The sequence below is a fragment of the Pseudoalteromonas sp. S4741 genome (genome assembly GCF_005886135.1).
Classification (GTDB): Bacteria; Pseudomonadota; Gammaproteobacteria; order Enterobacterales; family Alteromonadaceae; genus Pseudoalteromonas; species Pseudoalteromonas tetraodonis.
In genome coordinates this window covers 1-9,686 of the sequence record NZ_PNCN01000166.1, presented here as the reverse complement: position 1 = coordinate 9,686, position 9,686 = coordinate 1, and the positions used below count along the sequence as shown (strand labels likewise).

The following is a 9,686-nucleotide window of genomic DNA, read 5'->3' as shown; positions in this document are numbered from 1 at the left end:
ACCTTCATCCATGTAGGCAACAAAGAGTTAATTGCCCCTAGGCAGAACCCTTCGGGCAGCGCCTGTTTGGCATTAATGCTGCGTTATCGCCTATTTATGGGGAATAACCACACCACATAAGCTCTGCCTTGCCTTAATACCAAACAGACTGCGGCAAATTTAACCTTGAAAGATCAACAGACCCTAATATAAATGAAAAAATAAAAAGCTAAATGTTAATAATTAAAAGGGAGGCTGTTTGCTATGTATAAAATAGGCATCACAAAAATGGTATGTATTGACCGAAAGCGTTATCCATTACACCGTCGGTCGAAAAGGAATACGACAATTTACATTTTAGCGATTTGAATCACTAAGCGGCGGTTTTTATCACGGCCTAAAATATTGTCATTAGTATCTACAAAGCGTTTTTCACCAAAGCCTTCAGTAACCACTTTAGCTTCATCAACGCCTAAGCCAACCATGTAATCTTTAATCTCCTTAGCACGCTTTCTTGATAAATCGAGGTTATTCCAACGACCGCCATAACTATCGGTGTACGATGCAATACTAATTGATTCTACACTGGGATCGTTTTTTAAATACTCAGCAATTTTATCAAGGCGCTGCTGCGATGATTTGGTTAATTTACTGCTATTCGATTCGTAGTTCATTATAGTGAACGAAATATCTTCAAAATTGTATGGCAGCAATTCGTCTCGGCATTGTAAAAAGGCCCAATAAGCTTGTTTAAAGTTGATATTAGAGATTCCCACGGCAATTTTGTCGGCACTATTTTGCCAGTCTTGATAGTAAAAGGTAGGTTGGTTCCCTTTTTCAAGTTCAGTTAGCATTTCCCACGCTGTTTTATTACCTAGTTCACCATCAAACTTTTTAAGTAATTTCATATCAGCAATATCACGGGCAGGGCGACCTGCTCGCCAACTAGGTGGCACCGCTTTTAAACCGGCAATCGCGTAATTTTCTGGGCGTACCACCATGTCTAAATTAAAGGTAAGATCTTTGTTTTTACTTGCAGATGCTTTAAAAACAGCTTCACCATAGTAGGGAACTTCATGATTTAATTGGCATTGTAAGCGAGTTGTTTTAACCAAGTTCCAGTTTGAATTATCTTGGTTAGCCGTGTACTGGCGCATTGCCGCAGTTGTATTCAAACTATACAGCACACTACTAATGCCTAGGCTAATAAATAACAACTTACACTTCATCGAGAATTCTCCAGTTATCTAGCTCTGCCAAAAAAGTGACAAAAACCGTAAAATATTACGCAACAGCAAATAATTCAGCGCAAACGTTAATTACCTAGCAAGTAACATGCCTATAGTTTAACTGCAATTAATCAATAAATCCCCTAGCCGACAGGGGCTCAATTTTGACATAATAGACAGCTAATCCCTATAAACCAAGAATACTATGGCAAATACTGAGCAAACACTTTTCGCACAACGCTTTCGTGGCTTTTTTCCTGTGGTTATTGATGTTGAAACCGCCGGTTTTAACAAAGAAACCGACGCACTACTAGAAATTGCAGCATCCGTTTTAAAAATGGATGACGAAGGACTGCTTAGTATCGATCATACCGTTCATTTTCATGTGCAACCGTTTGAGGGCGCAAACATTGAACAAGCTGCCATTGAGTTTAATGGGATTGAGCCTTTTTCAGCACTTCGAGGGGCTGTCCCTGAAGAAGAGGCGATTAAAGAAATTTGTAAAGTAGTGCGCAAAGCGCAAAAAGCCGCAGGGTGTCAGCGCTCTGTGGTGGTTGCTCATAATGCCGCTTTTGACCATGGCTTTTTAAATGCCGCTATTGAGCGTAATAACATCAAGCGCACACCATTTCATCCGTTTGTTAGTTTTGATACCACATCACTTGCAGGCTTAGCATTAGGGCAAACAGTATTGGCTAAAGCGTGCCGCGCGGCAGGAATAGAGTTTGATAACAAACAAGCACACTCTGCGTTATACGATACAGAACGCACCGCTGAATTATATTGTTTAATTGTCAATCGTTGGCAGCAACTAGGTGGTTGGCCACTTGCTATAGATGAAACACAACAAAACTTAGACGAAGCAAGCAACCAAGATTAAGTTCACAATAGTGAATACTTACTTTTTGGGTTGAGCCAGTCTTAATAAGCGTTATTAAAAAGATTGCGTTATTTTACCTTCACTGTGAGTGATTAAATGTGGTGGATAATTACGCGAAAAGCTAATTGATTCTCGTGCAATTTTAAGCTCCACCCCGGGGTGCATAAGCTCATTAACTTTTAAACGACTGAGCGCTAAAAGCTGCGCCATTTTCTTTCTTAGCAACTGCTTTTGCTGACTGATACTGGCGCTTCGGTTTGCTATGTGTTCTTCATTCGTTGTTATTTTATTCAAGAACTGCTGACGCTGTGCGCTTGCAACTTGTTTATTAATTCGCTGGCGCGCTTGCTGTAGTTCAATTGACTTACTGATTAAAACTTTTTCAAAGTCAGTGATTTGCGCTTGTTTTTGTTTTAGCATATACCATCGCTGTGCAATGCAAACACGGGTTTTAGTTCCTGCTGGTGCGCCCAATTCACCTGTTTCAATGCGCATTGCGTCTAGAATATGGCCACCAATAATTTTCCCTTTAGGAGCTTTTGCGCTGCCAACCCTAACTAAATTTCCAGCACTCAAGTCGCAATGTAATGATTGGCGTTCTATTAATAAGTTTTGCTCCGTTTTTATGTCACAGTATTGAGAGTAACCAAGTGCAACGGTTCGTTTAGCAAAAATAGAACAGGTGAATGGCTCATCGGCTTCTCGTTTTCTGCCAATTGCGCCCTTTACTATTGTGATGGCGCTATTACTTTTTAACTGCGCCGATTCAACAAAACCTAAAACAGTAATATCGCCGCTGGCGGTCACGCGCATGCCATCTTTTATATCACCACTGACTATAATACTGCCATCAAATTCAACATGACCAGTACTGGGATCAATATTATGAAAACATAAAACATCATCAACACGCATACCACGGGGAAGGGCAACCGGTACACCAGTACAGTCGGCAATTAGTAAGTTGGGGTTATCGGGCGCAATTTTAGTACCGTCAAAAGGTTGTAATTTATGCTCTTTGCCAGAGATTGCAGTTAGCACATCTCCAAACACAGTAAAGCCATCAACCCCCGATGTTGCTGGAATGCGCCGCATTAATTCACAACCAGGTTTTACAGTAATAATATCACCTAGGTTTCTCATATCGACTTTACCACCGCCTTTAGCTTGTGGGCTAAGTACGCGGTCTTGCGCTGTGCAGCAAAGACGCACAAATTTGGCATCGTTACCCACTTTAGGTGCACGACCAAAAGCGACTTCAGCGCAATGCGTGCTTCCTGAGAGTTGTTCAAACTGTTGCGCCAATAACTGTTCTAATGCATGAGAGCTAATGCCTTTTACAATCCCTGCCTGAGCTAACACGTCAATTGCTTGTTCCATGCTAAGCAATTTACCGCCCTTGGCAGTAATAAGAGTAGCCTCAACAAGCATATTTTTTTCATCAATGTTAATGGTTAGCTTTGCATCAATGGCTTGAGCAATTACTAATGAGGGGGCTTCTTCGTCGTTATTTTGAGCAAACAACTTACCAATATTGCTAGCAATAACCTCACACTCGCAATATTCTGACTGCCCAATTAATTCAATAAGCTGTGTTGCTGTTGAGGCTAAACCTGAAACATGAGGGTGTGAAACTAAAGAGATATACCCGTTTGCTCATCAAAAGAAAAAAACCGACATTTATAAATCCTCTAGGTAATATGTCTGTTATTATTTTTTATAATTTATTAGACCAAGGTTTAGCCTTGCATTTGAGCATAAAGCATCACGCTTGTTAAGTAATTGTTTCTTAATTGTTCAATATTTTACATTTACATGTGTGTTTGATGCAGGATTAACCAACCAATAAAATAAAACGCCTAAGGTGTTGAGTATTCGTAGGTTACTCGGTTATACTGCTTGCACACTCTGAATGAGTAACCTTATTCAGGGGCTGATTAGGATTCGACGGAATTCAAGAAGCCCGAGGTGCATGTCGAGGTGCGGTTTGCCTCGTAAAAAAGCCGCAATTTAAAGTAATCGCAAACGACGATAACTACTCTCTAGCAGCTTAGGCTGGCTAGCGCTCCTTCCATGTATTCTTGTGGACTGGATTTTGGAGTGTCACCCTAACACCTGATCGCGACGGAAACCCTGGCCGGGGTTGAAGCGTTAAAACTAAGCGGCCTCGCCTTTATCTACCGTGTTTGTCCGGGATTTAAAGGTTAATTAAATGACAATACTAAACATGTAGTACCGACGGTCGAGGCTTTTCGGACGGGGGTTCAAATCCCCCCAGCTCCACCAACAACGGTTTTTAAATTCGTTTGTTTAAAAACCCTAAAAAACCCGCAACGCTAGTTAATTCGAGCCTTGCGGGTTTTTTTATAAACATAGTTTTACAAAAGCTGATTGCTTACTGTACAAATTGAGTTTTAAGGTGCTATTTTAATGCGTGCTATTAAACCCCTAACACCAAAGCAATGAATTATAATAATGCCTAACTATTTACCGCCTTTTACTTTATCAAACAAAACTCTGTCTTTAGTGGCTCAAATTAGTGAGTCTATAGGCCGCCTAACAGTGCAGCAAGAGCAAGAGAAACTACTTCGTTTGCGCAAAGTAAATCGAATGCGCACAGTACAAGGCTCACTCGCGATTGAAGGCAGCACGCTCACACAGCAGCAAATTACCGCGATACTCGATGGTAAGCGTGTTATTGCACCACCTAAAGAAGTGCAAGAAGCTCATAATGCAATTAGTACTTATGAAACACTCCCTCAATGGCAACCAGCAAATGGTACTCATCTACTTGCAGCACATCTGCTGATGATGAAAGGTTTAGTCAAAGATGCAGGTATGTATCGTCAAGAAGGAGTGGGGGTAATGTCAGGAGAGCAAGTTGTACACATGGCACCACAAGCCACACGTGTGCCAAAATTAATGACTGACCTATTAGAATGGCTAGAAAGTAGTGATGTTCATCCACTTGTTGCAAGTTGTGTATTTCACTACGAGTTTGAGTTTATTCATCCTTTTTCTGACGGTAATGGCCGAATGGGACGTTTATGGCAAACGCTAATCTTGTCTAAGTGGCATGAAGTATTCATAAATATTCCTGTAGAAAGTATGGTTTATCAACACCAAGATGATTATTACTTAGCGATCCGCCAAAGCACTCAACAAACTGATAGCGCTCCTTTTATAGAGTTTATGTTGCAGATGATTTATAACGCAATTTCAGAGGCGAATAATATAAAGTCAAATGACGGTTTAAATGACGGTTTAAATGACGGTTTAAAACTTTCTAATCTTGATAAAGATATTTTAATGTTCATTCAACAAGACCGCTATAAAACTAATGCACAACTTGCTGAAAAATGTGGCAAGTCTCAAAGCACTATTGAAAGGCGCGTAAAGTTTTTGAAAGACGCAGGCTTGATAACTCGTATTGGCGCTAAGAAAACAGGGTATTGGCAGGTTAATTCACCCGTTTAATATTAAACAGGCGCGAAACTAGTAATACGCTAAACTAGTGCAGTTGTTTAATCAGCTGCCTAAAAAATCAGGGCCATTATTTGCTGATTGTCGAAAGGCGTTTGAAAGAGCAGTAAATAAAACCGATATTAATTTGCCTAAGGGGCAGTGTAGCCATGTTCTAAGGCATACTTTCGCAAGTCATTTTATGATGAACGGAGGTAATATTTTGGTGCTACAGCAGATACTTGGTCATGCAAAGATTGAGCTAACTATGGTTTACGCGCACTTTGCGCCAAGCCATTTAGAGGATGCAATTAGATTAGGTCCTAAAATTGGCTTTTAAAATAGATATAACGATAACTTGACCGTGCTTTGTATTGAACGTTAAATAAGGTAGTGTTCAAAGTGTTAAGGTGTGTCTCGGTTTACTATGTATAGCAACCGGAACAATGCGGAACAAACCGGAACAATCTAAAATAACTAAGACTATGATAATAATGGTTTTATATTTTATTTTGGAACATATTAAAGCGCATTCAAACGGTTTGTTCCTGTTTTACGATAAGCCCTCTCGTTACCACAACCCTAATAAAACATTCAGCAATTACCACTCAATAAGATGCTTATTTGGCTTTGAGCATTGCTCACAAAACGATAGGTTTTCATAACGGGTTAACGTAACACTATAATTTTCATGACAATGGTTACAGCACATACTAACTTTTAGCGTACTTACAAAACCTGTAAGAATTATTTTCTCTGGTTCTACTGCTTCACTATCATTAAGTAGTTCAAACTCTTTATCTTCACAATTCACCTCTGAACTTTCAATACCTGTTAACTCATACAAAAAGTGTACTGCTTTTTTTGCATCATCTACGGCTTTAAATAAGTAACGAAAATCATCTTTTAAATGCTTTATCCAAGACTTCAAATAAGCTGCATGATCTGTTCTTGGTGTAATTGTATTTTCAAGCCGCGTACATATAATTGCAGCACCTAGTTCAGCAACAAGCTCTTCATATGCATACTGCTCAGTACTATTGTTAGCTAAGTTGCGCTTCATTCTAGTGTCATGACCACTCCAATGAATTAACTCATGAATAGCAGTAGCATAATAATTATGTTTTTTACTGCCATGAGAACTATCTACAAAGTTAGTGGGATATGGCAGATATATTTTATCTTCGTATACTCTATAAAATGCATTGGTATTGCCATGAGTAATATTGGCTTTGCATCGGGCTATAAATTTATCAGCACTCGGATCTATCGGCATATCATCTGCAAATAAGTCAGGGTGTGCTGAATTGTAATTATTTACTTGGTCAGCGTTGAATACCGTATAAGGTTTAAAATAAATAATATAATCTTCATCACTGGGCTTATTTTTTTTAGCGTAAATAGGGCGAAATAAACGTGTCCCTTTTGAGCGAATTTTTACCTTCGCTTTTTTTGTATTCCATTGTTTAAGTGTAGCCCACTCATCCGATTGAAAAGTATTCTCAAGGGTAGACGCCCAAAGTAGCGTTGCATTCATGCCACTAAAAAGGTGGTGTGTAATGGCATTTTTAGGTTCTAAAAAGCCATTATGCCAAGGTGCTATCCATTCCCCCAAGTTCTCCTGCATTTGCTCAATTAGCTTATCTACAACACCTCTTACATGTGCGTCTACTTCTTCCTTTTTCATAATTTAATTCCGTTTTAAAGCTATGAGTTATTTATAGATTACTATTTTGTTAATTATGAATATTACCTTAATTTGATAAAGCTTCTCTACCATACAACATAATAAAGGTTACAATGCCATTAATAAAAAGTACTGCCTTCAGTGCTGGTAAATAATCCTTAAATCTTGCTTAAAAAATAACATATCTAATGATATGGTAAGTTAAGTTACGGAAAACAAAATAATAAAGGGTCAAAATGACAGATAACAACTTCTCTTCAACCGCTGCTTTTTTATGGTCAGTCGCCGACTTACTTCGCGGTGATTTTAAACAATCTCAGTATGGCCGTATTATCCTTCCCTTTACGTTGTTAAGGCGTTTGGAGTGTGTGCTTGAAGCCACTAAACCTGCTGTGCTTGAAAAGTACGAAACCGTAAAAGCCATGCCAATTGAAGCGCAAGACAAGCTCCTTACTCACGCAGCGCAGTTAAGTTTTTACAATACCTCAAAAATGGATTTAAACCGCCTTGGCGAAACCGATGTAGCCAGTAACCTAGAGAGTTACATTCAGTCGTTTAGCCCTAATGCGCGTGAAATCTTTGAGCATTTTGACTTTTTTAACACCCTAGATAAGCTGGCAGAAGCCGACCTACTTTATAAAGTAGCTAAACGCTTTGCTACAACCGACCTACACCCAAATGTTATTAATAACTATGGTATGGGTTTAGTGTTTGAAGAGCTAATTAGGCGCTTTGCTGAAAGCTCTAACGAAACAGCAGGTGAGCACTTTACCCCGCGCGACATTGTACGTTTAACCACCTCTTTAGTGTTTACCAATGACGACGATGCGCTTACGCAATCGGGCTTAGTTCGCTCAATTTACGACCCAACAGCGGGTACGGGCGGGTTTTTATCATCGGGTATGGAATACGTACTAGAGCTTAACAATAAAGCATCGCTTTCAGCATTTGGCCAAGAGCTAAACCCAGAGTCATACGCTATATGTAAAGCCGATATGCTTATTAAAGGGCAGAAGGTCGATAACATAAAACTCGGTAATACCTTATCAAACGACCAGCTACGCACCGAAAAGTTTGACTACATGTTATCAAACCCGCCATTTGGGGTAGACTGGAAAAAAATACAAAAACAAATTAACGACGAACACACCGAAAAAGGCTTTGAAGGCCGTTTTGGTGCGGGTTTACCGCGTGTATCTGACGGCTCGTTACTGTTTTTAATGCACTTAGTTAGCAAAATGCGCCCACAACATGAGGGTGGCTCGCGCATTGGTATTATTTTAAATGGCTCTCCGTTGTTTACCGGTGGAGCCGGTAGTGGTGAGAGTGAAATACGCCGTTATATTCTTGAAAACGACCTGCTAGAAGCCATTGTAGCCCTACCTACGGATATGTTTTACAACACCGGCATAGCAACTTATGTGTGGGTGCTTTCAACCCACAAGCCTGCTAACCGTAAAGGCAAAGTACAACTTATCAATGCGGCAAAAGAGCGCGCTAAAACAGGCGGCAGAGGCCGTAGTGGTGGCGGTGAAGTTGAAGGAAATGATGAGAATGTATTCTATGCAGCAATGCGTAAGTCACTCGGTAGTAAACGTAAAGAACTAACAGAAGATGCAATAGAAACCATTGTTAAAACATACGGCCAATTTGTTGGCTCTCGATCAAGTAACGACTTTAGTAAAATATTCGATTACCAAGAATTTGGTTATCGCCGTATTACAGTAGAGCGCCCATTACAACTGGCTGTTTATCCAAAAGATGAGCTACGCATTAGTGCTTTAACAGCCGATAAAGCATGGGATAAGTTAAACGAGCATACTCAACAGATTGCCCTTACAGCGCTTGCCTCACTTGATGATAAGTATTTGTCTCGCGATGTATTTTTAAACGCATTAACTACCGAGCTAGAAACCGCAACACCCAACGTTAAGCTAAGCGCTGCACAGCTCAAGCTGATAGTTAAACACTTAAGCGAACACGATGACGAAGCAGAAGTATGTAAAGTAAAGGGCAAGGTAGAAGCCAACCCAGACTTGCGTGATAATGAAAACGTACCACTAACAGAAAGTGTTGATGACTACTTTGCCCGTGAAGTATTACCCCATGTACCAAACGCGTGGATTGATACTAAAAAAATCGACGAGCAAGACGGTGAAGTGGGTATAGTTGGCTACGAAATACCATTCAATCGTCATTTTTATGAATACGTACCACCAAGATCACTGACCGAAATTGATGCGGATTTAGATAAAGTATCGAGCGAGATTATGCAGCTACTTAACGAGGTGCATTCATAATGACCGGTCGTTATAAAGCATATCCAGAATGTAAGGATTCTGGAGTTGAATGGCTCAAAGAAATGCCTGTACACTGGGAGTTATTGAAGGCTAAGCACATATTCAAAAAAGTACAAAGACCTGTCAGACCGGAAGATGGAATTGTGACA

Annotated in this window: 5 protein-coding genes, 1 other RNA gene and 2 pseudogenes; 5 read left to right on the top strand and 3 right to left on the bottom strand. The window is 40.0% G+C overall.

Features of this window, described 5'->3' with window-relative positions:
- Positions 1 to 329 precede the first annotated feature (329 nt).
- The gene (locus tag CWC30_RS16920; RefSeq protein ID WP_138627690.1) at positions 330 to 1,208 is read right to left on the bottom strand and encodes a flagellar protein MotY; all 879 of its coding nucleotides are present in this window, start codon (positions 1,206 to 1,208) and stop codon (positions 330 to 332) included.
- Positions 1,209 to 1,413: 205 nt separating this feature from the next.
- Between CWC30_RS16920 and rnt the strand changes: the two genes are divergently transcribed.
- On the top strand, positions 1,414 to 2,088 hold the full coding sequence (gene rnt, locus CWC30_RS16915; protein WP_069438664.1) for a ribonuclease T: 675 nt from the start codon (positions 1,414 to 1,416) through the stop codon (positions 2,086 to 2,088).
- Positions 2,089 to 2,142: 54 nt separating this feature from the next.
- Here the strand turns inward: rnt and CWC30_RS16910 are convergent.
- Positions 2,143 to 3,776, bottom strand: a pseudogene (locus CWC30_RS16910) (flagellar assembly protein A).
- Between the two features lie 241 nt (positions 3,777 to 4,017).
- Here CWC30_RS16910 and ssrA point away from each other — a divergent pair.
- The 3 genes and pseudogenes from ssrA to CWC30_RS16895 form a co-directional block, all read left to right on the top strand.
- Positions 4,018 to 4,374, top strand: a transfer-messenger RNA (tmRNA) gene (gene ssrA, locus CWC30_RS16905).
- A 189-nt stretch (positions 4,375 to 4,563) separates the two neighbouring features.
- Complete coding sequence (locus CWC30_RS19085; protein WP_138627689.1) at positions 4,564 to 5,565, top strand: Fic family protein; 1,002 nt, start codon at positions 4,564 to 4,566, stop codon at positions 5,563 to 5,565.
- 43 nt (positions 5,566 to 5,608) lie between these two features.
- A pseudogene (locus tag CWC30_RS16895) lies at positions 5,609 to 5,890 on the top strand (tyrosine-type recombinase/integrase); the annotation flags it as partial.
- 261 nt (positions 5,891 to 6,151) lie between these two features.
- On the opposite strand, the gene CWC30_RS16890 reads toward CWC30_RS16895, so the two are convergent.
- Positions 6,152 to 7,237 (bottom strand): ArdC family protein, encoded by a 1,086-nt coding sequence (locus CWC30_RS16890; protein ID WP_138627688.1) that lies wholly within the window; start codon positions 7,235 to 7,237, stop codon positions 6,152 to 6,154.
- Positions 7,238 to 7,473: 236 nt separating this feature from the next.
- Between CWC30_RS16890 and CWC30_RS16885 the strand changes: the two genes are divergently transcribed.
- The gene (locus CWC30_RS16885; RefSeq protein WP_138627687.1) at positions 7,474 to 9,537 is read left to right on the top strand and encodes a type I restriction-modification system subunit M; all 2,064 of its coding nucleotides are present in this window, start codon (positions 7,474 to 7,476) and stop codon (positions 9,535 to 9,537) included.
- Positions 9,538 to 9,686 lie beyond the last annotated feature (149 nt).